The 24,485-nt window shown below is 32.9% G+C and carries 22 protein-coding genes; 20 read left to right on the forward strand and 2 right to left on the reverse strand.

Features of this window, described 5'->3' with window-relative positions; translation table 11 throughout:
* Positions 1 to 33 precede the first annotated feature (33 nt).
* The 4 genes from P177_RS16430 to P177_RS16445 all read left to right on the forward strand — a co-directional run bounded on the left by P177_RS16430 (position 34) and on the right by P177_RS16445 (position 7,518).
* Positions 34 to 1,068: a FecR family protein gene (locus P177_RS16430; protein ID WP_036156502.1), complete on the forward strand. Its 1,035-nt coding sequence runs from the start codon at positions 34 to 36 to the stop codon at positions 1,066 to 1,068.
* A 192-nt stretch (positions 1,069 to 1,260) separates the two neighbouring features.
* Positions 1,261 to 4,599 (forward strand): TonB-dependent receptor, encoded by a 3,339-nt coding sequence (locus P177_RS16435; RefSeq protein ID WP_036156504.1) that lies wholly within the window; start codon positions 1,261 to 1,263, stop codon positions 4,597 to 4,599.
* Positions 4,600 to 4,622: 23 nt separating this feature from the next.
* Complete coding sequence (locus P177_RS16440; protein ID WP_036156506.1) at positions 4,623 to 6,056, forward strand: RagB/SusD family nutrient uptake outer membrane protein; 1,434 nt, start codon at positions 4,623 to 4,625, stop codon at positions 6,054 to 6,056.
* A 19-nt stretch (positions 6,057 to 6,075) separates the two neighbouring features.
* Complete coding sequence (locus tag P177_RS16445; RefSeq protein ID WP_036156508.1) at positions 6,076 to 7,518, forward strand: sulfatase family protein; 1,443 nt, start codon at positions 6,076 to 6,078, stop codon at positions 7,516 to 7,518.
* A gap of 146 nt (positions 7,519 to 7,664) precedes the next feature.
* On the opposite strand, the gene P177_RS16450 is transcribed toward P177_RS16445, so the two are convergent.
* Positions 7,665 to 8,339, reverse strand: coding sequence for a hypothetical protein (locus tag P177_RS16450; protein ID WP_036156509.1), 675 nt, complete (start codon positions 8,337 to 8,339; stop codon positions 7,665 to 7,667).
* 380 nt (positions 8,340 to 8,719) lie between these two features.
* On the opposite strand from P177_RS16450, the gene P177_RS20260 reads away from it, so the two are divergent.
* Positions 8,720 to 8,884, forward strand: a complete 165-nt coding sequence (locus P177_RS20260) for a hypothetical protein (RefSeq protein WP_167333122.1) — start codon at positions 8,720 to 8,722, stop codon at positions 8,882 to 8,884.
* A gap of 49 nt (positions 8,885 to 8,933) precedes the next feature.
* On the opposite strand, the gene P177_RS16455 is transcribed toward P177_RS20260, so the two are convergent.
* Positions 8,934 to 9,758 carry an endonuclease/exonuclease/phosphatase family protein gene (locus tag P177_RS16455; RefSeq protein WP_036156512.1) on the reverse strand — a complete coding sequence of 275 codons (825 nt, stop codon included), beginning with the start codon at positions 9,756 to 9,758 and terminating at the stop codon, positions 8,934 to 8,936.
* A gap of 352 nt (positions 9,759 to 10,110) precedes the next feature.
* On the opposite strand from P177_RS16455, the gene P177_RS16460 reads away from it, so the two are divergent.
* From P177_RS16460 to P177_RS16530, 15 genes are all read left to right on the forward strand, one after another.
* A complete protein-coding gene (locus P177_RS16460) occupies positions 10,111 to 10,734 on the forward strand; it encodes a TerD family protein (RefSeq protein ID WP_036156513.1) in 624 nt (207 codons plus the stop codon).
* Between the two features lie 16 nt (positions 10,735 to 10,750).
* Positions 10,751 to 11,305, forward strand: a complete 555-nt coding sequence (locus tag P177_RS16465) for a TerD family protein (RefSeq protein WP_036156515.1) — start codon at positions 10,751 to 10,753, stop codon at positions 11,303 to 11,305.
* 3 nt (positions 11,306 to 11,308) lie between these two features.
* Entirely contained in the window at positions 11,309 to 11,983 is a 675-nt protein-coding gene (locus P177_RS16470; RefSeq protein WP_036156517.1) for a TerD family protein, read from the forward strand.
* 56 nt (positions 11,984 to 12,039) lie between these two features.
* Positions 12,040 to 12,717, forward strand: coding sequence for a TerD family protein (locus tag P177_RS16475; protein WP_036156519.1), 678 nt, complete (start codon positions 12,040 to 12,042; stop codon positions 12,715 to 12,717).
* Complete coding sequence (locus P177_RS16480; RefSeq protein WP_036156521.1) at positions 12,714 to 13,352, forward strand: vWA domain-containing protein; 639 nt, start codon at positions 12,714 to 12,716, stop codon at positions 13,350 to 13,352. The genes P177_RS16475 and P177_RS16480 overlap by 4 nt, the downstream gene beginning before the upstream one ends.
* Positions 13,353 to 13,369: 17 nt before the next feature.
* Positions 13,370 to 13,750, forward strand: a complete 381-nt coding sequence (locus P177_RS16485) for a hypothetical protein (RefSeq protein ID WP_036156524.1) — start codon at positions 13,370 to 13,372, stop codon at positions 13,748 to 13,750.
* 5 nt (positions 13,751 to 13,755) lie between these two features.
* Entirely contained in the window at positions 13,756 to 14,391 is a 636-nt protein-coding gene (locus tag P177_RS16490; protein ID WP_036156526.1) for a vWA domain-containing protein, read from the forward strand.
* 114 nt (positions 14,392 to 14,505) lie between these two features.
* Positions 14,506 to 15,555: a TerY-C metal binding domain-containing protein gene (locus P177_RS16495; RefSeq protein WP_036156528.1), complete on the forward strand. Its 1,050-nt coding sequence runs from the start codon at positions 14,506 to 14,508 to the stop codon at positions 15,553 to 15,555.
* On the forward strand, positions 15,556 to 17,007 hold the full coding sequence (locus tag P177_RS16500; RefSeq protein WP_036156530.1) for a PP2C family serine/threonine-protein phosphatase: 1,452 nt from the start codon (positions 15,556 to 15,558) through the stop codon (positions 17,005 to 17,007). It begins immediately after the preceding gene.
* Between the two features lie 12 nt (positions 17,008 to 17,019).
* Entirely contained in the window at positions 17,020 to 18,540 is a 1,521-nt protein-coding gene (locus tag P177_RS16505; RefSeq protein ID WP_036156532.1) for a helix-hairpin-helix domain-containing protein, read from the forward strand.
* Between the two features lie 10 nt (positions 18,541 to 18,550).
* Positions 18,551 to 19,708: a sodium:calcium antiporter gene (locus P177_RS16510; protein WP_036156534.1), complete on the forward strand. Its 1,158-nt coding sequence runs from the start codon at positions 18,551 to 18,553 to the stop codon at positions 19,706 to 19,708.
* A gap of 225 nt (positions 19,709 to 19,933) precedes the next feature.
* Complete coding sequence (locus P177_RS16515; protein WP_036156536.1) at positions 19,934 to 20,233, forward strand: DUF6804 family protein; 300 nt, start codon at positions 19,934 to 19,936, stop codon at positions 20,231 to 20,233.
* A gap of 418 nt (positions 20,234 to 20,651) precedes the next feature.
* Entirely contained in the window at positions 20,652 to 22,016 is a 1,365-nt protein-coding gene (dndC, locus tag P177_RS16520) for a DNA phosphorothioation system sulfurtransferase DndC (RefSeq protein ID WP_209435197.1), read from the forward strand.
* Positions 22,013 to 24,106 (forward strand): DNA sulfur modification protein DndD, encoded by a 2,094-nt coding sequence (gene dndD, locus P177_RS16525; protein ID WP_051941883.1) that lies wholly within the window; start codon positions 22,013 to 22,015, stop codon positions 24,104 to 24,106. The genes dndC and dndD overlap by 4 nt, the downstream gene beginning before the upstream one ends.
* The gene (locus tag P177_RS16530) at positions 24,090 to 24,485 is read left to right on the forward strand and encodes a DndE family protein (protein ID WP_036156538.1); all 396 of its coding nucleotides are present in this window, start codon (positions 24,090 to 24,092) and stop codon (positions 24,483 to 24,485) included. Before dndD ends, P177_RS16530 begins: the two co-directional genes overlap by 17 nt.

Genomic DNA, 24,485 nt, shown 5'->3' on the forward strand with positions numbered 1-24,485 from the left:
ACACGAAATTATATTCTCTATTAAGTAATTATTATGAAAAAGAAACATCTTGATGATGACCTTACCAACCTTGATAAACAAAATTTAAGGTCGCGAATTATAGATTCAGCAAATCGGGTTAAGACAAAAAAAAGGAAAAATAGAATTCTAATGGTCGCTGCCTCTGTAGTCATTCTAGTTGGTATTAGCTTATTCTATCAACCTAAATCAGAGCAAGCAATAGAAAGTTTTGTTGAGACTTCTACGGATATAGATGTTAATAAAGTTGATGGTGTCACTCTAATTTTAGGAAGTGGAGACAACTTAAATTTAGATGGTGAAAATACAACGATAAAGTACTCAAAATCTGGAGAAGAAGTGGTGTTGGGTTCAGGAAAAACCATTAATCAAAAATCAACAAGAAATGAGAAAGCACTATACAATACTATATTAGTTCCTTTTGGAAAAAGAACTGACCTCAAATTATCCGATGGCTCTATGGTTTGGCTTAACTCAGGTTCCAAATTAGTTTACCCTGCCGTATTTAATGGAAATTCAAGAGAAGTTTATTTAGAAGGTGAAGCAATTTTTGAGGTATCTCACAACCCACAAAAACCTTTTAAAGTTCTTTCGGCTAATCAAGAGGTTGAAGTACTAGGTACAGTATTTAATGTAAGTAGTTATAAAGACGATGATTTAAGTTTCACGGTGCTAAAATCTGGTAGCGTTAAAATAAATTATTCAGATGAAGCTGTAGACGATATTAAAATAAAGCCTGGAACTTTTGCAAGTTATAATGCGGTTTCTAAAGAAGCTAAAACTAAAGAGGTGAACATTAACGATTATTTTTCGTGGCGAGATGGATTTCTCAATTTCAAAAAAGATAACCTAAAACATATAATGACAAAATTATCACGCTATTATAATGTTCAAATTGTTATAGAAAGTGAAGACTTAGCAGCAGAAACATTCTCTGGAAATTTGGATTTAAAGGAAAACGTTACCAAAGTAATTCAATTGATTGGAGAAACATCAAATTTCGAGTTTAGCTCTGATAATGAAAAAATTACAATAATTAACTCAAACTAACTAAAATCAAAAAGCCTATGACATAATAACAACAAAAAAGCCGAAAGATGCGCCAACATCTCCCGGCATATATTATTAACATCACTATTAAAAGCAATATTAACTAATCTGAATTACAATATTATGAATTATTTTAATAGGCGTGTTGCTTGTTGGAACAAAATTAGTTCCACCCACGTCATCCACACAATTATGAGAATATTCTTGTTATTCATAGCTATAGGACTTAGTTCTGCCTATGCGAACAATACTTATTCCCAGACCAAGCTTGACATTGAAGTCAATAAAGTTCCAATGGAAGCCCTTTTCCAAAAAATACAAGAGAAAAGCGAGTATATCTTTTTTTACAATGATGAAGTTCTTTTGGATAAAGGTATTGTCTCCATAAACATAAAGGGAGCAACGTTAAACACAATTCTTGACAGTGTTCTGAGAAACAAAGGCATGGTTTATAGAATAGATGATCGCCAAGTCATTATTTATGAAAAAGTAGAGGAACTAAATCCCGAAACCTTAAAAATAAAAACACAAGATTTTACGGTCAATGGTATTGTACAAGACCAAAACGGTCAACCACTTCCAGGTGCAAATATTTTAGAGAAAGGCACATCTAATGGAACACAAACAGATTTTGACGGTAATTTTGAGCTAACCTTAAATAACAGTGATGCTGTTCTATCCATAACATACATCGGGTTTTCTCCTAGGGAAATTCCCGTTGATGGTCAGAGTAATTTCACCATTGTTCTAGAGGAAAGTGCTGCTGCCTTAGATGAAATCGTAGTTGTAGGGTACGGAACACAAAAGAAAAGTGACCTTACAGGATCTGTTTCTTCTTTAAAATCAGAAGACTTAAATCCTGGGGCAAATGCGTCGGTTGATCAAATGATGCTAGGTAGAGCCGCAGGTGTTCAAATAAGTCAGTCGAGTTCTGCGCCGGGCGGAGGTTTATCCATTAGAATTAGAGGTGCGAGCTCCTTAAATGCAAGTAATGAACCATTATATGTTATTGACGGTTTCCCAATTGACAATAGTGCAAATTTGACTTCTGGTGGTGCGGCTGAAGTTAGTGAGAACCAGAGCCCCAACAACCCCTTAAATTCTTTAAACCCCGCAGACATTGAATCAATAGAGATTTTAAAGGATGCATCCGCTACTGCAATTTATGGATCAAGGGGTGCGAACGGAGTTGTTATGATAACAACTAAAAAAGGAAAATCCGGAAAAATGACGGTCACATATGATGTCTATAGTGGTGTACAAACCGTTGCAAAAACTATTGATGTCTTATCTACTAGTGAATATATCAATGCTATAAACGATCTTTCTCAAGAGCAAGGCAATGCTCCAGTTTTTTCTGATCAGGATATTAGCAATATCGGCAACGGTAATTTTTGGCAAGATCAAATTTTTAAATCTGCACCAATAACAAGTCATAATATCTCAGTCGGAGGAGGAAACGAAAACACTTCTGTATATGCCTCTTTCAACTATTTTGATCAAGAAGGAGTAGTCAAAAATTCCGGAATCAAAAAATATACCGGTCGAATTAATGTTGACTCTAAAATTGGTGAAAAAGCGAAAATTGGCTTAAACTTCAATACGAGTTTAATAAAGGACAATAACAATATTGACGGAATTCAGACAAATGAAAATGCCGGGCCTATATATTCATCTCTATTATATGACCCAACAGAAACAATTTATAATGATGACGGTACTTTCTCCCAGTCTGCCAATCTAACGGTTAACAATCCGGTTACGTTGATCAATGGTATTTTAAGTCAAAATGAATCTAACAGAACTTTTGGTAATGCGTATTTAAATTATGAGTTTACAGATCAGTTATCAGGTAAATTTAACTTTGGTACGGATCGGCAAACTTCTCGTAGAGATATTTACAACTCTACACAAACAATTAGAGGTAGCGCTGCAAACGGAATCGCTAATATCAATGTTTTAGAGCGCTCAAATTATCTTTTTGAATACACGATGAACTACAACAAGATCTTTAATGAAGATCACAACATTACAGTTTTGGGCGGTGTTACCTATCAAAAATTCAGTCTAAAAAATTTCTATGGAAATATTAGCGGTTTCCCTTCCGATGATATAGGCACCAATAATCTTGAATTAGGAGATACCAATACTGACCAATTAGGAAGCCGCACAGAGGAAAACACATTATTATCATATTTAGGTCGTGTTAACTATAACTTATTCAATAAATTTTTATTGACAGGTTCTATAAGAGCAGATGGTTCATCTAGATTTGGAGAAAATAATAAATATGGATATTTCCCATCATTTGCTTTTGGATGGAAACTTAACGAAGAAGAATTTATACCTGAATTGTTCAGTCAGCTAAAATTGAGAGCCAGTTGGGGCTTAACGGGTAATCAAGAAATAGGTAATTATAACTCACAGTTAACTTTTCAGTCCGGTCCAAATGTAGTTTTAGGCAACTCTGTTTTAGGTAGTGTTATTCCTTCCCGTAAAGCCAATAATGATTTAAAATGGGAAACTACAGAGCAGTTTAATATCGGTATAGATGCCGCTATGCTTAATGGTAGAATTAGTGCAACTTTAGACTATTTCTCTAAAAACACTAAGGATCTATTATTCAATTTACCCTTACCTCTTGCATCTGGTTATGCTTCAATATTAAGTAATGTTGGTGAAGTTGAAAATAAGGGATTCGAAGTTCTGATCAATACCACAAATATCATTTCTGATGATTTTAAATGGGATACTTCGCTTAATTTTTCAGCAGTAAAAAATAAAGTAGTTGATTTAGGTAGAATAGAAAGTATTGTAACTGGTAATATAATGGCCGTAGGTAATACGGCAATTATTAGAGAAGGTGACCCACTTGCCTCGTACTATGGTTATGTAGTAACCGGTATTTTTCAAGAAGATGATGATATTGCAAATTCTGCACAACCTATAGCAGAGCCCGGTCATCCAATATTTGAAGATCGCGATGGTGATGGTGCTATAACTCCTGCAGACCAAACAATAATCGGAAGCCCTTTTCCGGATTTCACTTATGGTATACAAAATTCATTTAGTTATAAAAATCTTCAATTAGATGTTTTCTTTCAAGGTCAAGAGGGTGCAGATTTAATTAATATAAATCTTATTGAATCACTTTACCCTGCAAATTTCAGAAGAAATCGCCAATCCCGAACTATAACTGACCGTTGGACACCACAGAACACAGATGCAAAATGGCCATCTTCCGTAAATCCAAACGCTTATGGGGCAAGCAAAGTAAATACTTTAACCGTTGAAGATGCCTCTTACTTTCGTTTAAAAAACGTGCAACTAAGCTACAAGGTACCAGTTGACAATGTTAACTTTTTAAACAGTTTGCGCGTGTATTTAACAGGACAAAATTTATTTACCATCACAGATTATGGTGGTTTTGACCCAGAATCTAATTCTCTTGGTTCAAGTAATGTAAGAGTCGATTATAGTAGCTATCCTACAGCTAGAACATATCTTTTAGGATTAACAGCTAATTTCTAATCTCAGAACTAAAACAAAATATAATGAAATCATATATAAACAAATCAATAATGATATTGGTTTTTATAGGCGTAATTGCCTGTGAAAAACGACTAGATGAAGAAGTGTTTTCAGAACTTGCTCCTGCAACTTTGTTCACTAGTGAAAAAGGAATAACTTCTGTGTTGAATGCATCTTATGCTTATGCACATAGACCTGGTTTTCAAGACTCTTGGGCCGCTTACCATTTAGCATCTATGACCACAGGAGAAGTTTGGGGACAAGGTGGTTCTATAGAAAATTTATGGATATCTGAAATTGACTTCACTTGGGATGGCAATCATGACCACATTATTGCTCAATGGACCATTTATTTCAACTCAATAAGAGACGCAAACATTGTTTTGGATAACTTAGACAATGAAGCTTTTTCAGAAGAGTTTAAACAATTGACCGAAGCTGAAGCACACTTTTTACGAGGTTGGGACTATTCAGAACTTTATAACTTGTTTGGTCCTGTTCCTCTATATAAATCATCTTCCGATGACCCATTGTTGCCAAGAGCAACAACAGAAGAAGTACAACAATTTATAGAACAAGAATTACTTACTGCAATTGCTAATTTACCAATCCAAGCACCTGCAATTGGTCGTGCATCAAAAGGTGCTGCCATGGCTGTTTTATGCAAATATTATTTAAATACGAGACAATGGGAAAATGCAGCAAATATGGCTGAAGATATTGTAGACCTTGGAGTGTATGAATTATTACCAGATTATGGTCAAGTATTTAGCATTACCAATGAAGGAAATAATGAGTTAATTTGGGTTTTACCAAAAGATGGTACATCGCCAACGGCAAGTCAAGCCATTGATGCCTTGGTTTTTCCTCCAGATTATCCAAGACCATTTCCAAATAATACAGTTTTTGCAGCAAGAACATATTTATATGATGACTTTGTAAATTCTTTCGGTGAAAATGACCAACGCAAAAATTATATTATTACCGAATATGTAAGTACAAATACTGGCGAAGTTGTACCGGGCTTGGGTAATGACCAGTCATTTCCTTACAAAATTGAATTTGACCCAGGTGCAGTTGGTGCAGCAGCTGGCAATGACATACCAGCAATTCGTTACGCAGATATTTTGCTAAGTCGAGCAGAAGCATTGAACGAAATTTCGGGACCTACTCAAGAAGCAATCGACCTAATAAATGAAGTAAGGAATAGAGCAGGAATAGATGATTTGACCTTAGGTGGCTATACTCAAGAAACACTTAAGGAAGCAATTCTTCAAGAACGCGCTTGGGAACTATTTTTCGAAGGTAAAAGAAGGGAAGACATGATTAGACAAAATGTATTTATATCAGACGCTATTAGTCGAGGTAAAAATGCACAAGATCACCATAAACTATTCCCTATTCCGCAAGTGGAACTAGATGCTAATCCTAGTTTAGAACAGAATACAGGCTATTAACAATAAAAAGAACAAAAGCATGAAGCATATAATGAATAAAAAATCAAAATGTTCGAAGTTATTGTTGGGAACACTTATGATTGGTTTGCTAACACACTCAAGTACGCTCGTAAGTCAAGATTTACCTGTAAAGCCCAACATTGTCATCATATTCGCCGATGACTTAGGTTATGGAGACTTAAGCTCATATGGTCACCCCACCATACATACACCCAATTTAGATAGAATGGCAAGCGAAGGTCAAAAATGGACAAATTTTTATGTAGGCGCCAGTGTTTGTACCCCTAGTCGAGCCGCACTAATGACAGGTAGACTTCCCGTTAGAAATGGACTAACAAGTGCTAAAGTCGGAGTGTTTTTCCCAGACTCACATAACGGTATACCTACCGAAGAAATCACCATAGCCGAACAATTAAAATCGGCAGGTTATGCTACGGGTATGGTTGGCAAATGGCACCTGGGACACAAAGATGAATATCTGCCAACAAATCATGGTTTTGACGATTATTACGGTATACCATATTCTAATGATATGGATCACACAGGAAAAATTACATCTATGGAGCAATATTTTGGCAGGTATACAGATACTTACGAAGAACGAACTCCAGAGGAATTTAACGTTCCAATAATACGTGGCACCAAAGTAGTTGAGAGACCTGCACAGCAAAATACTTTGACTAAACGTTATACCGAAGAAGCTGTCAAATGGATTAGTGACCACAAGAAAGGTCCCTTTTTTATGTATTTAGCGCATAGCTTACCACATGTACCATTATTTGTATCCGATGAATTTAGGGGAACTAGTAAAAGAGGGCTATATGGTGATGTTGTTGAAGAAATTGACCATGGTGTAGGTAAAATATTAGATTTATTAAAGTCTGAAGGTTTAGACAAAAATACTATTGTAATTTTCACTTCTGATAATGGTCCATGGCTATCTACAGGAATTTCTGGAGGTAGTGCCGGTCCGTTATTCGAAGGCAAAGGTACAACTTGGGAAGGCGGTATGCGCGAACCAGGTATATTTTGGGGACCTGGCTACATTAAACCAAAATTAGTTACAGGCATGGGAACTACAATGGATTTGTTTAATACATTTAGTAATCTCGCAGAAGTACCTATGCCAACAGATAGAGAGATGGATGGAATTGATTTAAGTCCAGTTCTATTTGGTGATGAAGAAAGTCCTAGAAATGAAGTTTTTTATTATAGAGGACCTGAACTATATGCCGTTAGAGTAGGCGCATATAAAGCTCACTTTATTACTGAAGCAGGTTATAAATTAGATACTCGTGAAGAACATAACCCACCTCTACTTTTTAATATAGAAGAAGATCCTTCAGAAAAATATGATCTAGCTAAAAAACAACCTGAAGAAATTACAAAAATTATGCAGGTAGTAAAAGAACATAATTCTAATATGGTAAAGGGACCGGATTTATTAAAAGATCGAGGATAGATTTTTATGATATCCACTTCACACGATATCATTTTATATGTAGAGAGTTTGTTAGTTTAATTTTAGGCGTATTGTATTTATACAATACGCCTTTTCTTTTAGAGATTAAATGATTATATATGAAATATTACCCCTATGCTAAAGGTTCATTCCGTAAATGAGCTTGCTTCATAAGTATGTACTGGCACATACTTATCTACTATATGCTCGGTAATAGCTTTTAAGGTTTTTCCATTCACAGGATGTAATCCGGGCGCAGTGTAAAATTCAATTTTATTTCCAGACTTATAATACCAAATTAATGGTTGCCGAGTAGTTTCATCAAAAAAGTCTGTAGTTAAATCAACGTCAATTTTTTTTAAATTATGTAATCTCACTTCATCTAAGGGAACTACCTTTTCCTTATAGTTTACGGAACACGCCACCTTTTCAAAATGATCGCCTTTCCAAGTCATACACAAGGTCTCCTTATTCTTCTCGCTTAACCCAAGAATCAATCCGACAACTACTATTAGACTTACAACTGCAAATACTTTCAATTTCTTTACATCAGTTTTAGTCTTATTATTTTGTTTAACGTATGCTGCGTACGAATCATAATTTAAATACTTACACAACTCGTTTATGGTATGCTCGTTTTGAATTCCTATACTTTCTTTGCCTTCAAGATATTTATCGTAAAGTCTTTCTATCGTTCTAGGACTAAGCGATATTGATTCCGCAATTAGATTACTAAGTGCATGTTTTGAATCTTTTGAACATTCCCTTTCCGCATTCTGAAAAACTTTCTCAACTATTTCCTTAATAATTGCCTCTTTCATATTACTAAAATTACAATTTAATTTTTACTACACGCTTTTATAAATACTCTTCAACCGTTGCTTTCATTGGTGTCGAATACTTGTCGAAAACATGACGCGCCTATGTCGAACCATCATCCACCAACATATCTTTTCTTTGCTTCAGATTGATTTAAGACTATGATTTGCTACCACAGTCTATTAATAAATCAGTCTCTCGGAATTCTAAAATACGGTCGGTGATTAGCCCGATTGAGAAGTAGCTAATTACTACCGTATTTGGATTTCCACTTCTCAAACTTGGGAGACGTCCCTTCATTTTTAATCTGCGATTTATATCGCATTCAAACACTGATTTCTAATTCGGTCAGCCATTGGTATGTCCAAAAATCTTAAACAAAATGAAGAAAATTTATATAGTTGTATTTACGATAATCCTCAATTCTGTCTTTATATCATGTGACCCACAAGACCTATCTGAGAATGAAGTTGAACTTCAAGCCTGCTGTGGTGATGGTGGAGACATCCCACCTCCGCCACCACCACCAGATCCACCGGTTAGTTAAACAATGTGTCTTAAAGAGGATTGAGCTAATTGAAGCTTAATCCTCTTTTTTATTCCGAAAGTTCTTTAATACTAAAATTCAATAAAACTGGCAGATGATCCGACAATTCTCTGGCACTAGTAATATTCTCACAAGCTTTCACAAAATCAATCACATAACCACTCTTGAATACAATTTTATTTGAATAGAAAATATTATCAATAGGATATTTCAAATAACCATCAGTAGCACAACCTTGCTTCAAAGTAGTCTTGGCATCAATGACCGTTGCATTATAACCCTGCGTTCTCAAGCCAATAAAAACTTCCTCCTTTTGGTCCACATTAAAATCTCCAGCAAGTATTATAGGATGTTGAAAGTCATCTGATTTCAGATAGTCGGTAATCGCCAATATTTCCCTTTCCGGGTTTTTATCGTGTGGTCTAGAATGAAAATTGATTACAGATAATTTACGCCCATTAATATAGAAGTCAAGAAAAAAAGGTTCTCTATCAACAAGTGAGTCTAATTGTGAAATTAATGCTCCCCTATTTTTTATTTTGATATTTTTTGTCTTCCAAATGAACGCATAACGCTCTGTCACATATTTAGGGCTATTAGTTGGGTTACTTATCACATAATCCCACTTTGCTCCTTTTCTATTTAGGTTATCTGCCAGCTTTGCAACTGCCTGTGCTCCTCCATAACCGGATACCACTTCTTGTATGGCTACAATATCGGCATCGCGAAGTATTTCTGCCATTCTATCTAACTCTTCGCTGTTCTTAGTCTTACCAAAATCTCTAATATTCCAAGAGATAAGACTGATTTGTTCCTGTGAAGAAACCGTAAAATGAAATAAAATTAAGAGTAGAAAAATGGTCTTTTTAAACATGGTAGATTTTAATAAAAACGAAAATAGTACAAATAGATTTTGCCCGATTACGGGATACCGTAAAAGATTTATTTCAAATTGTAATAGGTTTGAAACTATTATCGCAATCTTAACACACTACTAATAAATATTAATAACAACAAAAATCGAAAAATCGAAAAAAACGTAAACATTTGATTTCTAGACATAAAAAAGTTAATTATTATGAAATAAATAAATTGAAAAGAAATTAAATATGAAATTTAAAATTTAATCGTTAAAGTTTTATGTTATTTCTCAAATCGAATGATTATATAGATTTAACTAAATAAATTACTTCAAAACCATTAATCTTAATATTATTACAATTATTATGGCTATTAACTTACAGAAAGGGCAGAAAATTGAAATAGGCCTGTCAAAATTAACTATCGGTTTAGGATGGGATCCTAATGAAGGAACTGGATATGATTTTGACCTTGACGCATCAGCTTTTTTATTAAATGCAAATAGAAAATTATCACTAGAATCACATTTTATATTTTATAATAATTTATGTGGTTTAGGTCATAACGAAAATAACCCTTGTGAAAAAAATGGTTGTACTACAGGTGAATTTGGAGTTAGACATACAGGAGATGACCCCGATGGCAATTCTAGTGACGGTGATGATGATGAAGCTATAACTGTGGATTTAAATTTATTGCCAGATGATATCAACGAAATATTATTTGTTGTTACAATAGAAGACTTTATAGTTCGTAAACAAAATTTTGGTCAAGTCAGAAATTCATATATCAGAATAGTAGATGATGTTACTAACGAAGTCGTAGCTAAATATGAGCTTGATGAAGATTTTTCAATTGAGACAGCTGTGGAATTTGGGAGATTGTACAAGCGAAATAATCAATGGAAATTTGAAGCCTCAGGAATTGGATATAAAGAGGACTTAGGTTTTTTCGTAAATAGACATTTTACAGGTGAAGTAATTAAATAATTAAACATATAAAAACATGGCAATTAATTTACAGAAGGGACAAAGAGAAACTTTATCAACAGGTAATTTTACAGTTGGACTTGGTTGGGATACGAATGAAACTTCAACTGGGGTGGATTTTGATTTGGATGCTTCTATTTTTATTCTAGGTGAAAACAAAAAATTATTATCTGACAACCATTTTGTTTTCTATAATAACCTAAATAGTCCTGATGGATCAGTTAAACATACAGGAGATAACAGAACAGGAGAAGGTGAAGGTGATGATGAATCAATAATAATTGATTTAGCCAAAATTGACCCTAATGCATTCGAAATATGTGTTGTTGTAACCATTGACGAATGCGAAGCAAGAAAACAAAACTTTGGTCAGGTTAGAAATTCTTTTGTACGTATCGTTGATAATAATACAAATTCTGAATTAATGAAATTTGAATTAGATGAAGATTTTTCAATTGAAACAGCTGTAGAATTTGGTAGAATTTACAAACGAAATAACGAATGGAAATTTGAAGCAATAGGCACTGGTATGAATGGTGGTCTTCAAGATTTCTTAAATAAATACAATTAATCTATGTCTATTAATTTAAAAAAAGGTCAAAAAATTGACCTTACTAAAAAGTCCAGTTCTGGGTCAAACTCAAATCTTACTCAGTTCTGCGTTGGTGTAAACTGGGGTGTAATCGAAGGAAGCTATGAAATTGAAGAAACAAAAGGTGGTTTTTTAGGCTTTGGCGGTACTAAGGAGAAAGTAACAAAACACTTTAAAACTCCAGTTGACTTAGATGCAAGTTGCGCTATTACTGATTCGAAAGGAAACCTTATTGATGTAATTTCGTTTAAACAGCTTGTCTCCAAAGACGGTGCTGTAGTTCATAGTGGAGATGATACCGAAGGTGATTTAGATGGTGATGACGGTTTAGACAATGAAATAATTTCCGTAAATCTATCTAACATAAGTACTGCTTCAAAGAAAATTATCTTTTTCCTCAACAGTTACAAAAAACAAGATTTCGCAACAGTTCCCTTCGCATCTATTAGGCTTTACGAAGGAACTCCAGAAAAGGTTAAGAGTATTTTTGCAACTTATGATATTTCTGCAGACCCGTCATTTAAAGGTTATGTTTCTATGATTATGGGTAGTTTGGACAACGTTAATGGCGAATGGAAATTTAATGCTATTGGTGATCCAGTATCTTCAAAAGACTTACAAGAAACAGTAGATATTATTCTTAGAACTTACATCTAAAGTACTCAACAAAACTTAATATATCTTATCATTCTTAAATAAATTTAAAACTTATTATGGCTATTAATTTAACTAAAGGTCAAAAAATTGACCTAAGAAAATCATCGGGAGAACAATTGACTAATTTTTGTGTAGGTGTCAATTGGGGAGCAATTGAAACTGTGAAAAAAGGACTTTTCGGAAGTAAAAAAATTGTAGAAGATGTTGATTTAGATTTGAGTTGTATTATGACAAATGCAAATGGAGAATTAATTGACTGGATTTATTCACCTGAGTATAACCAATTTCTTCAACAACAAAATTTACCTCTAGGTAAATTAATTTCAAAAGATTCTGGATTAAGACACAGTGGAGATGACAGACAAGGTGATGTAGGTGGTGATGATGGCCTTGATAATGAAATAATAAGCGTCGACTTGTCTAGAGTAGACCAACAAGTAGAAAAAATATTTTTCTTTTTAAACATTTATTTAAACAAAGGACAGAATTTTGATTTTTCTAATATACCATTTGCCAAAATTAGAATGTATGAGGGAACTCCCTCCAAAGTTGTCTCTGTTCATTCTAGCTATGACATAGTTACAGACACAAGTTATAAAGGCAAAGGTGCTTTAATTATGGGGAAGCTATATAGAAGAAATGGAGAATGGAAATTTGATGCTATCGGAGAACCAACGGAAGACAAGATGTTTTTACATACAATTCAGAAAATTTTAAAAAATCACGCAAAATGAGAAGACTACCAGTATATTTATTATTAGATACTTCTGGCTCCATGATGGGAGAACCTATTGAGGCTGTAAAAAATGGAGTACAAATGATGGTGAGTTCTTTAAGGCAAAACCCACAAGCCATAGAGACAGCATTTCTTAGCATAATTACTTTTGACAGCAGTGCTAAACAGCTAGTTCCGCTAACTGATTTATCATCATTTCAAATACCAGATATTCAAGCTACAGGAACAACTGCCTTAGGTGGTGCTTTAGAACTTGTAAGTACTTGTATCGATAATGAAGTCGCCTCTACAACCACAGAAAGTAAAGGTGATTGGAAACCTTTGGTATTTATCATGACCGATGGTATCCCTACTGATGATATTGGAAAAGGGCTAAGCGATATTAAAAATAGAAGAACTGCCTATATCGTTGCATGTGCAGCAGGTAGTGGTGCAGATACTACATTGTTGAAAAAAATAACTGATAATGTAGTTAGCTTAGATACTGCGGACAGCCAAAGTATTGCTCAATTTTTTGCGTGGGTAACCGCCTCTATAGGTGTTACATCTACAAAAGTTGAGGAAACAGGAAAAGATGCTACTAGTATAAATGAATTACCACCACCACCGTCAGAATTAAATATTATAGTTTAAATCATTAAATAAAAAGTATGAAAACCTTAGAAGAGTTAAAAAAAGAAATATTAGCCGATGGTATTATCGACGCTAGTGAAGTAAAAGAAATTCAAGAAGTTATTTATGCCGATGGTAAAATAGACCAAGAGGAGGCTGACTTTCTTTTCGATTTAAATGATGCTGTTTCAGGTAAAGAAAACCATAGTTCATGGAAAGATCTTTTTGTTAAAGCTATCTCTAGTTTTGTATTAGATGATGATGATTCGAATGGCGAAATCGATGAAGACGAAGCAAAATATTTAGTAAGTCAAATTCAAGGAGATGGTCAAATAGATAGCACCGAAATGGTTCTGTTGAAACATTTAAAAGACACTTTAGGTAATTTACCACAATCTTTAGAAAACTTAATAAAGTAAACCCGATGAGAAGACTTCCCGTATATTTTTTGTTAGATACATCCGGATCAATGGTTGGCGAACCAATTGAAGCTTTGAATAATGCTTTAACAGGTATGATCAACACTTTACGTTCGGACGCACAAGCATCTGAAACATTATGGATAAGTATTATAACTTTTGACAGGGAGGTCAAAGAATTAATGCCATTAACTGATTTACAATCTTTTCAATTACCTGAAATTACATGTCCAAAAAGTGGTCCTACTTTTACAGGAAAAGCTCTTGAATTTTTACATGAAAAGGTAACTAAAGACATTAGAAAAGGGTCTCCTGAACAAAAAGGTGATTGGAGACCTCTTTTATTTCTATTTACTGATGGTAAACCATCTGACGTTCAATCTTACAAAGATGTTATACCGAAGATTAAGTCTATTAATTTTGGTACAATAGTCGGTTGTGCTGCCGGACATTTAGCTGATGATGATCAACTTAAAGCCTTAACAGACACCGTTGTTCATTTACAAACAGCAGATAGTAACACTTTAAAGCAATTTTTCATGTGGGTTTCTGATACAATTGAACAAGGAAATAAGAGTATGGGTACTACTGACAACGTCACCCTTCCTCCCCCACCGTCTGAAGATATAATTGTTATATAAATCATTATTTACATATCATTTACATTGCCACTATCTACTTTTTTGAGTTTTAAAAACGAATTAGATATAAATATTACTTTCAAATTCATTACACGTTATTAAAATATTAATACCATGAGAAGACTACCAATCTATTTTTTAATTGATGTTTCTGAATCTATGGTAGGTGACCCTATCAATCAAGTACAGGATGGAATTGCTACTATCATTCAAGAATTGAAAACAGACCCTCAAGCATTAGAAACAGTATATATTTCTATTATAGTTTTTGCTGGTGAAGCAAAGACCATTGTACCTCTTCAAGATATAATTAGTTTTTACCCACCTAAATTCCCAATTGGTAGTGGTACTTCTCTAAGTAAAGGACTTGGTCATTTAATGCATGATTTAAGGAAAAATTTAGTAAAAACTACTGAACATCAAAAAGGAGATTGGAAACCAATAGTATTTTTATTTACAGATGGTGTGCCAACGGATGACAGTACATCAGCTATTAAAGAATGGAATAACAATTGGAGCAAAACCGCAAATCTGGTAGCCATTTCGTTAGGTGATGGTGCCGATATTTCTTTACTTAAAAATTTGACTGTTAATATTCTTAAGTTAGAGAATACAGATAGCTCTGGATATCGTGAATTTTTCAAATGGGTAACAGATTCTATTAAAACTAGTAGTGAAAGTGTTGAATCAAACCAATCTGGTTTTGAATTAGCTAAATTAGATTCTGATAATATTTCTAATATAGACCTAAACAAACAAGAACAAGCAACTTATGTTGACGACAATTTCGTAGTACTTTCAGGTATGTGCCAAAACACAAAGAGTACCTACTTAATGAAATATAAAAAAGTAATTAAACAATCTAATTTTGGTGGGATAGAATTAGGTACAAAATCTTATCGATTAAACGGTGCTTTTCAAGTCGGGGAATCATACAATGAACTTTCAGACGGTAAATCTATTCAAAAAACGGTAAATACAGCTGAACTTGTTGGTGCACCAACTTGCCCTTGCTGTGGAAATCAAATAGCATTTGCTGTTTGCCAATGTAATCAGATTCATTGTATTGGAGATGAAAAAGTCACTACTTGCCCAAATTGTGGCAATAAAGGACAGTATGAGGCTGGATCGGGTGGTTTTGACGTTAATAGAACTCAAGGTTAAATGAAGGATATAAATCAATCCTATGTGGAAAGACTTTTGTCTCAAAACGGAAAAACTTGGGATGAAAAGAACCTTAACGAATTCACATCAAAAGAATCGACTTCAGAATCAATTTCTAAAATACTTGAACTACAAAATAATCTTATGGAAAAGTGGGAAATTAGAACAACGGCATTAAAATTTAAGGAAAATTCCATTGTATTACCTAATGCAACCGAAAATTCACCCTATATATTTTCATTTGAAAAAGGTTTTTTTTCGAATCAAAAGATTCAGAGCTATGAATTTCATGATTTAAAAAAAGTAGGTCTTACCTATGACAAAGAAACATTAACAATTGAAGGGTGCCCATGTAAAAGTGGTATTACCACTATTGACTTAACATACAAGGTTGATGGTGAATTAGATTCTGATGATTCACATACTAAGAAAATTAGCTTAGTAATAAACCCAGACCCTAAATCATTGTGGAAAAATCTACCTAGCGACACTGAAGCTATGTTTTGGAAAGTAGATGACTCTTCCGCTTCTGGAAAACTTGTCGACAAACATATAGTAATTTCGTCTAAAAGAGGTCGATCACATCAAAATGTTGGAAGTTTTAGGGATGATGATTTTGCTTATAAAAATTTTGAAGATTCTGGTTGGGGTGTAGTAGTCGTGAGTGACGGTGCTGGTAGTGCATCGTTTTCTAGAAAGGGCTCTAATCTCGCGTGTAATGAAGTCATCAAATATTTTGAAGAGGTAATTCTACCAAATAAGGAACTAGATGAGTTTGAAAAAAGCTTTATAAATTTTATCGAAACTAAAGATGAAGTAAACTTCGAATCAACTAAGAACGATGTAAAAAAAGTATTATACAAAGCCTCCCTGCATGTTCATAATGAGATTAGTTCTGTTGCAAACAGCACCGTACAGAACAATCCAGATTTGCTTCAAACCAAAAATGTAAAATATAATTCTGAATTTTTTCACTCTACCTTAATTTTTTCTGCTATTAAGAAAATTAAGGACAACTATTTAATACTGACATTCGGTGTTGGAGATTGCCCTATAGGTATTGTAAATAAAGATAGAACAAAAGCTAGCTTGTTAAACTGGCTTGATGTTGGGGAATTTGGAGGTGGAACAAGATTTATAACCCAACCAGAAATATTTCATTCCAAAGAAAGACCAATGTCATCTCGTTTCAACATACACGTTCAAGATGACTTCTCGTTTCTATTTTTAATGTCTGACGGCATCTACGATCCTAAGTTTGAAGTTGAAGCTAATCTTGAAAAAACTGAAAAATGGTTAGATTTTATAGCTGACTTAGAAGGCAATAACGAAGACAATATAAATTTAGGATTTGAAGACGACCTTGAAATAGTTGAAAAAAATCTAAATACGTGGATGGATTTTTGGAGTAAAGGAAATCACGATGACAGAACACTTGCAATCATTTTTTAAACTCAAAATAACATGATTACAAAATCAGTTACTTCAATTATTGAGCCCTCAAAAAAATACCAATATGTAGATAATGGTGATCCAATGAGAGGTGGAATGAAAGATGTTTATTTTAGCCCTAACAAGTTATATGTAGTTGCTATATATAGAGATAAACAAGACTTCAATTCTATTGAGCGATTAAAAAAAATTGTTACCACATATTACAACAGTTTCTTTAATCGTGAAGGTGGAGATTACTATAAAGAACTTTATTCTTGGCCAACAGATGTTATCTCTGAAAATGGTCGTACCGGTATTATTGTCCCATGTTATTCTAAAAATTTCTTCTTTGCCAAAGGCTATGAAAATATAGAGCTACTTAAAGGAAAAGAAAAGGAAGGTAAATGGTTCGCAAGTGCTAAATTTCGATCGCCAACTTCAAAATTAAAAATTGACAAATCTGAACTGGGGAATTGGTTGAGTTATTTTCAAGTAGGTGTAAATATTGCTAGAGGAGTTAAAAGATTACATTCTGCTGGCTTAGCTCATTCTGACTTATCATATAAAAATGTTCTAATCGACCCCGTAACTAAAACCGCTGCAATAATTGATATTGATGGTCTAGTTGTGCCGGGTTTGTTTCCGCCAGATGTAATAGGCACAGCTGATTTTATTGCACCAGAAGTTGTTGCTACCAAGCATTTAAGTGTAAAAGACCCAAATAGAAACTTACCAAATCGACTTACAGATTTACATGCTTTAGCAGTATTAATTTATATGTATCTATTTTATAGGCATCCATTAAGGGGAGGTAATTATTTTGGAGCAATAGAAGCAGATGAAGAGGAAGATTTGCTAATGGGAAGTAAAGCATTATTCTTGGAGCACCCCACCGATAATAGTAATCGAAATCTAAAAAGAGAATATGGTGATAACGTTAAAAAGTTTATGCCGTGGACCGATTTAAAATCTACGCCATATACTATAGCTGGGCCATATTTAAAAGAACTTTTTGAACAAGCATTTATAAAGGGGCTTGCGGATCCAAGGCAAAGACCTCTAGCAGAAAGCTGGGAACAAGCATTAATTAAAACTGATGATTTAAAGTTAAAATGCAGCAATCAATCTTGCGACCAACAATGGTTCATTTTTGATAATTCAAAAATTACAAAATGTCCATTTTGCAATACACAATACAAAGAATCAATACCTGTCTTAGATTTATTTTATCAATTCAAACCAGGCGTTTGGAAACCTGAAAATCAACGTTTAGTAGTGTATAATAACACTACACTTCATAAATGGCACGTTAACAGAACCATTATTAGAAATGAAAAATTAACGAATCAAGACAAGAAACGAGTCGGCTACTTTGTTTTTCATAATAACAATTGGCTTTTGGTCAATGAAGCATTACCAAATTTAAAAGATGTAACCAATGATAAAACTATAGCAATTGGTCAATCGGTCGAATTAAAAGAAGGAAACAAGCTATTACTATCAAGTGATGATGGTGGAAGAGTTGCAACCATTACAATAACTAATCAATAAATATTTATAAATGATTCTAATTTCAATTTTCTCGATTGTGCTATGTTGTGTAATTATATGGCGCGCAAGTGATGGTTTTGAGGCAGCTTCCGAATATCTTGGAAGAAATTTAAGTGAAGGAGTTCGAGGAGCGACTATAAACGCTATTGGCTCATCTATGCCCGAATTGTTTACTACATTATTTTTCCTATTTATATTAAAAGACAAAGACGGATTTGCAGGCGGAATTGGTACTACCGCTGGTAGTGCTATTTTCAATGGTATGATTATTCCTGCGGTAGTTATTCTAGTTGTTGTACTTAAAGGAGTTACATCTCACGTTGAAGTTTCAAAGAAAGTCCTTTTAAGAGATGGTATTTCACTACTTATTTGTGAACTCGTATTAATATTCATTTTGGGTGGTGACACGCTAAATTGGACTCATGGTTTAATTCTTATGGGACTATATGCAGTATACTCTATTTATATGCTTACTTCAATGAAATCTGTAAGTGATTCAGATAACGCCGATGAAATAGATGAGGAAGATGAGGAAGATGATTCTGACTCAGGAAATATGTTTACCAATCTAATCACATTAAATCTTGAGCCAATATTTATTAAGGATAACATTAATTCAAAAAATTCATGGGCTCTTTTAATTTTTGCAATGCTAGTTATAGGTTCAGCATGTTTACTACTAGTTAAGTCTTGCGAGTGGTTGGGTGATGAATTAAATATTCCTATATATTTTATTGCCGTTATATTAGCAAGTGCTGCTACTAGTGTTCCTGATACTATTCTTTCAATGAAAGATGCTCAAAAAGGCAATTATGATGATGCAGTATCAAATGCATTAGGTAGTAATATTTTTGACGTGTGTTTTGCTCTTGGTCTTCCTTTATTCTTATTTACCATTATTTATGGTCCTATTGAGATGAGTGCAGACACAATTGTTAATATTGCAGAACTAAGAATCTTGTTATTTATTTTAACTTTTGTAGCATTCATCATCTATATTTTAAAAAGAAAAATGGGTATAGTTAGCGCTATTTTACTTTTGACTATATATTTAGTTTTTACCTTATACATCTTAGGGAGATCTATTGATTCTGAAACAGCTTCTGAAATTAGCATTTGGCTACATTCTATTAACGACATCGTTGACCAATTTAGGTTCTGGAAATAAAAACCTCATTACTTAGCTTTTTTTAGATTTAAGAAATTAAAAGGTGTGATAATAATTCACACCTTTTTTTATTCTTTAATATGAATTATCATCATAGATAGCTTGCGTGCTTTATAAAAAATTAAAATAATTATGGCTATTACGGGAATCCGCAATAGTTATTAAAATATAATATTGACTTTAGTATTCCCTTAAAAGATGTAACCCTAAATCATCTAAGTAATAATGAAAATTATAGTTCTTATTAAAATATCCCTAGCCATACTCTTCTTCCTATGCCTATTAGATATGCCATACGGCTATTTTCAATTAGTACGCTTTCTAGCATTGGCAGGTTTTGGATTTTTAGCATACGAGGCTAATCAAGAAGACAAAAGCGAACAGGTATTTATTTATATAGCTCTTGCCCTACTCTTTCAGCCATTCTACAAAATAGCTTTGGGCAGGGAAATTTGGAATATGGTTGATGTGGTGGTTGGTGTAGCGTTAATAGTGTCAATATTTCTTAAAAAAATAAGCAATTGACACAAATCTATTTCAATAAAAAATCAGAATCTGTAGAAACACCTAGGAGAAATCCCCGACAAGTAACTAATGATGAGTTGCCGGGTAATATTTTTACTCGTTTTGGAATTGAGAAATACATGGTATTTCATTAGTGAAACCAAGTGTATTTTACTATTATCAACAGCAAGAATCAATTATAAATAAACACATAATAGCAAGAATAAAAACTTAGAATTATTTTTGCACTAAACTTTATTGACATTTTATAAAGCACGAAAAACATCGGCATATAAAATATCCTGAAAACACCACCTATATTTCAGTTTAACTGCTTGAATTTTGAATTGTATTGTTGATATTTATTGTAGAGTAATATTGAAACGCTATTGGGTACTAGACAAAATAATCTTAATTTTTAAAAAAATTATTTCGGTAAATGATTAAAATTAGAAGTAAAAAAATCGAGGGAATTATTGATGAAATTATTGATCAATACGCCTATGCTGACACTTCTGATAGACCCTGGATTATTGGGTTTAGTGGAGGAAAAGACTCAACTGTATTACTAACTTTAGTTTGGATTGCATTACAACGAATTAGAGAAGAAATGCCATTTCCTTTTCAACTAAAAAGAAAAGTATATGTGGTTTGTAACGATACAATGGTTGAAAATCCAATTATTGCAAATTACGTGGAAGACGTACTCGCTATAATAAGTGAATCTGCAAGAGATCAAGATTTACCAATTTTTGTTCAAAAAACTACACCTAAATTAGAAGAGAGTTTTTGGGTAAATGTTATAGGAAAAGGATATCCGGTGCCAAATAATGCCTTTAGATGGTGTACCGATAAATTAAAAATTAGACCAACATCAACTTTTCTACTAGAGCAAATTGATAAAAAAGGAGAGGCTATAGTTTTACTTGGTACTAGATATGAAGAAAGCGCTACAAGAGAGCGCTCTATGAAAAAACATGAAGTTACTGGAAGTAGATTGTCTAGACATCAAACCACAACCAATACTTACGTATACTCTCCTATCAAAGATTTGTTTTTAGAGGAGGTATGGTATGTTATAAATACGGTAAAATCACCTTGGGGTTTTGATAATTCCATTTTATTCAAAATATATGCGGATGCAAGTGCTGATGATTATGAATGCCCAACGGTTGTTGTAAATAAGGAGCACAACTCGTGTGGTCAAAGCCGTTTTGGATGTTGGACTTGTACTGTTGTCAAGACAGATAAATCTATGTCTGCACTAGTTGAAAAAGGTCAAAATTGGATGCAACCATTACTTGATTTTCGAAATAGACTGGTAGAGCATCGTAATTTATCAGAAAATAGATCTAATACGCGTAGAAATGGACAAGAAGCAGTTAGAGAAGACGGGAGTTTCAACGGAAATTACAATGCTGAATATAGATATAAAATTTTAAAAGATTTATTAGAAGTTCAGAAAGAAGTTCAAAAGGATAGACCTTACGTTACTTTAATTAATAATCAAGAATTAATAGCTATACAAGTTACTTGGAATAGAGATGGATTTTTTGATAATACGGTTGGCAAACTCTATAAAGAAATTTTTGATAAAGATATTAATACAAATAATATTAAGTCTCTAGACGATACTGAACGAAGAATACTTAGAGATGTTTGTAAGGATGACAAAGGGTATTATGATTTAATTGATAATTTAATTTCTTTACAAGAAACTAAAACATTAATGATTTCTAAATATGGATTACATAACGATGTAGAAAAGAGAATTGAAAACTTCGTAAATCCTTCAAATAAATGAAAATAAATAGAATAAAATTCGAGAATTTTAGAATCTATAAAGGAATTAACGAAATTACATTTTCTCCAAAATCTGATAAAAATATTAGCATTGTTGCCGGTAAAAATGGTTTTGGAAAAACCACTTTTTTAACCTCTTTAATTTGGGTGTTTTACGGTAAGATGATGAGCGAAGTAGAAGATAAATATCGCAAAGATATTAAGACTTCTGGTGGCTATGATAAATTTTTGAAGACCTTATTAAATCGTGATGTAAAATCGAATATTTCCAATGAAAATGATGCTTCTTTTTCTATTGAAGTTGAACTTACAGATATTTTAATACCTTCAATACCGTGTAAATCTGTTGTTTTGAAACGGTCTTATGATATACATACCGAAAAAGAAGATTTACGAATACTTATTGACGGATTGGAAAATGAATTAACCAAAGAAGTTGGTTACGAAGTTTTTATTAACGATTTTATTCTACCTAGAGAGATTGCTAAATTTTTCTTTTTTGATGCAGAAAAGATTGTTTCTTTAGCAGAAGCACAATCCAAGGCTGAGTTGAGAAATTTGAGTAAAGCTTATTCTGAAGTATTAGGTATTAAAAAATATGAAGACCTAAAAAGGAATTTAGAAACACTTTTAACAAAACTTAGAAGAAGTGGTGCTTCTCCAAAACAACAGACAAAATTAGTTGCGCTTGTTGATCAAGAACAGGAATTAAACGGATTAATAGAAATTAACACGGATAAGATTGCTATCATTGAAAAAGAGATTTTAAGCCATAAAATAAATAGCGACAATCTTCAAGAGAAATTAATTAGGGAAGGAAATGGGATCACTTTAGAGGAACTTCAGGAAATGAAAACTGAACGAGATTCCTTAAAAGCAAAATCTGCAGAAATTAAAAATGACCTTAAAAAATTATTAGGGATTGCCCCATTAGTTATTGCCGGCAAAAAATTAGCAGCCTTAAATAAACAATTAAGTCACGAGTATAACACACAATCTAGTACTATTAATAAAGATGTGCTATTAGAAGAGCTTACTGTTTTTTCAAAATCCATATTGGAGAAATTAAATTTACTAGACTTAGATGGAGATTCTAAATCTAAAGTTGAAAAGGCTTTAAAAGTAACCTTGACCGAAAAAGAGGGTAATACTGTAGATAAGAAAAAAGGTAAAATACTTTTAGATTTTACCAATGAACAGTATAGAAGCTTTGAGGCTGTATATAGCAACATAAAAGGTGCTTTCTCCAGTCAATTTAATACTGTAATACAAGACGTTAAGAACAATCGAATTTTATTATCTAGAGTACAACAAAGTATTCGACAAGCCGAAGCTAGAAAAGATAATCATCTCGCTTCTAAATTACGTGATGAAAAAGTGATTATCGATAATAAGATTGAAAGTTTAATTCAAGATAAAATCAAGCTAATTGAAGAGCTAGGTGGATTAAAAACAAATTTAGCGTCTAACAGCAAGGTATTATCTGAATATGAGAAAAACTTTAAACTCATTAATACAGATCAAAAGAAATTTGAGGTTACAGAAAAGCTATTGCAAAAAATAACCGTCATCATTAAAAAGATCAAGGAGGATAAAAAGTATTCTTTGCAGAAATCAATTCTACTTGGTTTAAATAAAATTATGCATAAAAAAGATTTCATCTATGATGTTCGTGTAAATGTTTTAGATGATGTTATGGATATTGATTTATTAGACAAAAACGGCGATGTAATGGATAAAAATTCTCTTTCTAAGGGAGAACAACAATTGTATGCTACCGCACTATTAAAAGCATTAGTAGATGAGTCTGGCATAAAGTTTCCTGTATTTATTGATAGTCCTCTACAGAAATTTGATAAATACCATTCTAAGAACATCATTAAAGAGTTTTATCCTGCTATTTCTGATCAAGTGGTGTTATTTCCATTACTAGAAAAAGAATTATCTGAATTGGAATATGAGTATTTAAAACCCAACGTGAACAAGGTTTTTGCAATAGAAAACAGCAACGATGGTTCTAGCTTCAAAAAATACCCTGTAGACAAATTATTTCACCATTTAAAACAAGAAGCAGATGTTTACTCAAATTAGTACAACAAAAAAAAATAAGGAAATTGTTTCTCAGTTAACACGTACTTTAGGTTTAGGGACAGAAAATATAATTGCTAGAATTGCATTGACTTATTCTTTGTCTAAAGACAGAACATTAGAATTAAATAACATTGGTAATTCTACAGGTAAAGGGTATTCAAAATCTGTTTTATTTGGTGAGTATTACGATTATTATTTGGGTTTAATTTGTGTACATTATAATTTATATAAAACAGATAAAGATTTACCTAAGTACATTAAAATGCATATTGATGATGGTCTTCAATTATTAAATGAAGAAATTAACGAACGTTCCAATATTGATGGATTTGATTTTCTTGTCGAGAAGATTGAAGTTGGATTATTAGAAATTATTTAA

This window comes from Maribacter forsetii DSM 18668, from assembly GCF_000744105.1.
Lineage (GTDB): Bacteria > Bacteroidota > Bacteroidia > Flavobacteriales > Flavobacteriaceae > Maribacter > Maribacter forsetii.

Bases quoted from the DNA above. Each gene is read 5' to 3' on its own strand.
- P177_RS16430 (WP_036156502.1), top strand. From the start codon at position 34: ATGAAAAAGAAACATCTTGATGATGACCTTACCAACCTTGATAAACAA.
- P177_RS16435 (WP_036156504.1), top strand. From the start codon at position 1,261: ATGAGAATATTCTTGTTATTCATAGCTATAGGACTTAGTTCTGCCTAT.
- P177_RS16440 (WP_036156506.1), top strand. From the start codon at position 4,623: ATGAAATCATATATAAACAAATCAATAATGATATTGGTTTTTATAGGC.
- P177_RS16445 (WP_036156508.1), top strand. From the start codon at position 6,076: ATGAAGCATATAATGAATAAAAAATCAAAATGTTCGAAGTTATTGTTG.
- P177_RS16450 (WP_036156509.1), bottom strand. From the start codon at position 8,339: ATGAAAGAGGCAATTATTAAGGAAATAGTTGAGAAAGTTTTTCAGAAT.
- P177_RS20260 (WP_167333122.1), top strand. From the start codon at position 8,720: ATGAAGAAAATTTATATAGTTGTATTTACGATAATCCTCAATTCTGTC.
- P177_RS16455 (WP_036156512.1), bottom strand. From the start codon at position 9,758: ATGTTTAAAAAGACCATTTTTCTACTCTTAATTTTATTTCATTTTACG.
- P177_RS16460 (WP_036156513.1), top strand. From the start codon at position 10,111: ATGGCTATTAACTTACAGAAAGGGCAGAAAATTGAAATAGGCCTGTCA.
- P177_RS16465 (WP_036156515.1), top strand. From the start codon at position 10,751: ATGGCAATTAATTTACAGAAGGGACAAAGAGAAACTTTATCAACAGGT.
- P177_RS16470 (WP_036156517.1), top strand. From the start codon at position 11,309: ATGTCTATTAATTTAAAAAAAGGTCAAAAAATTGACCTTACTAAAAAG.
- P177_RS16475 (WP_036156519.1), top strand. From the start codon at position 12,040: ATGGCTATTAATTTAACTAAAGGTCAAAAAATTGACCTAAGAAAATCA.
- P177_RS16480 (WP_036156521.1), top strand. From the start codon at position 12,714: ATGAGAAGACTACCAGTATATTTATTATTAGATACTTCTGGCTCCATG.
- P177_RS16485 (WP_036156524.1), top strand. From the start codon at position 13,370: ATGAAAACCTTAGAAGAGTTAAAAAAAGAAATATTAGCCGATGGTATT.
- P177_RS16490 (WP_036156526.1), top strand. From the start codon at position 13,756: ATGAGAAGACTTCCCGTATATTTTTTGTTAGATACATCCGGATCAATG.
- P177_RS16495 (WP_036156528.1), top strand. From the start codon at position 14,506: ATGAGAAGACTACCAATCTATTTTTTAATTGATGTTTCTGAATCTATG.
- P177_RS16500 (WP_036156530.1), top strand. From the start codon at position 15,556: ATGAAGGATATAAATCAATCCTATGTGGAAAGACTTTTGTCTCAAAAC.
- P177_RS16505 (WP_036156532.1), top strand. From the start codon at position 17,020: ATGATTACAAAATCAGTTACTTCAATTATTGAGCCCTCAAAAAAATAC.
- P177_RS16510 (WP_036156534.1), top strand. From the start codon at position 18,551: ATGATTCTAATTTCAATTTTCTCGATTGTGCTATGTTGTGTAATTATA.
- P177_RS16515 (WP_036156536.1), top strand. From the start codon at position 19,934: ATGAAAATTATAGTTCTTATTAAAATATCCCTAGCCATACTCTTCTTC.
- dndC (WP_209435197.1), top strand. From the start codon at position 20,652: ATGATTAAAATTAGAAGTAAAAAAATCGAGGGAATTATTGATGAAATT.
- dndD (WP_051941883.1), top strand. From the start codon at position 22,013: ATGAAAATAAATAGAATAAAATTCGAGAATTTTAGAATCTATAAAGGA.
- P177_RS16530 (WP_036156538.1), top strand. From the start codon at position 24,090: ATGTTTACTCAAATTAGTACAACAAAAAAAAATAAGGAAATTGTTTCT.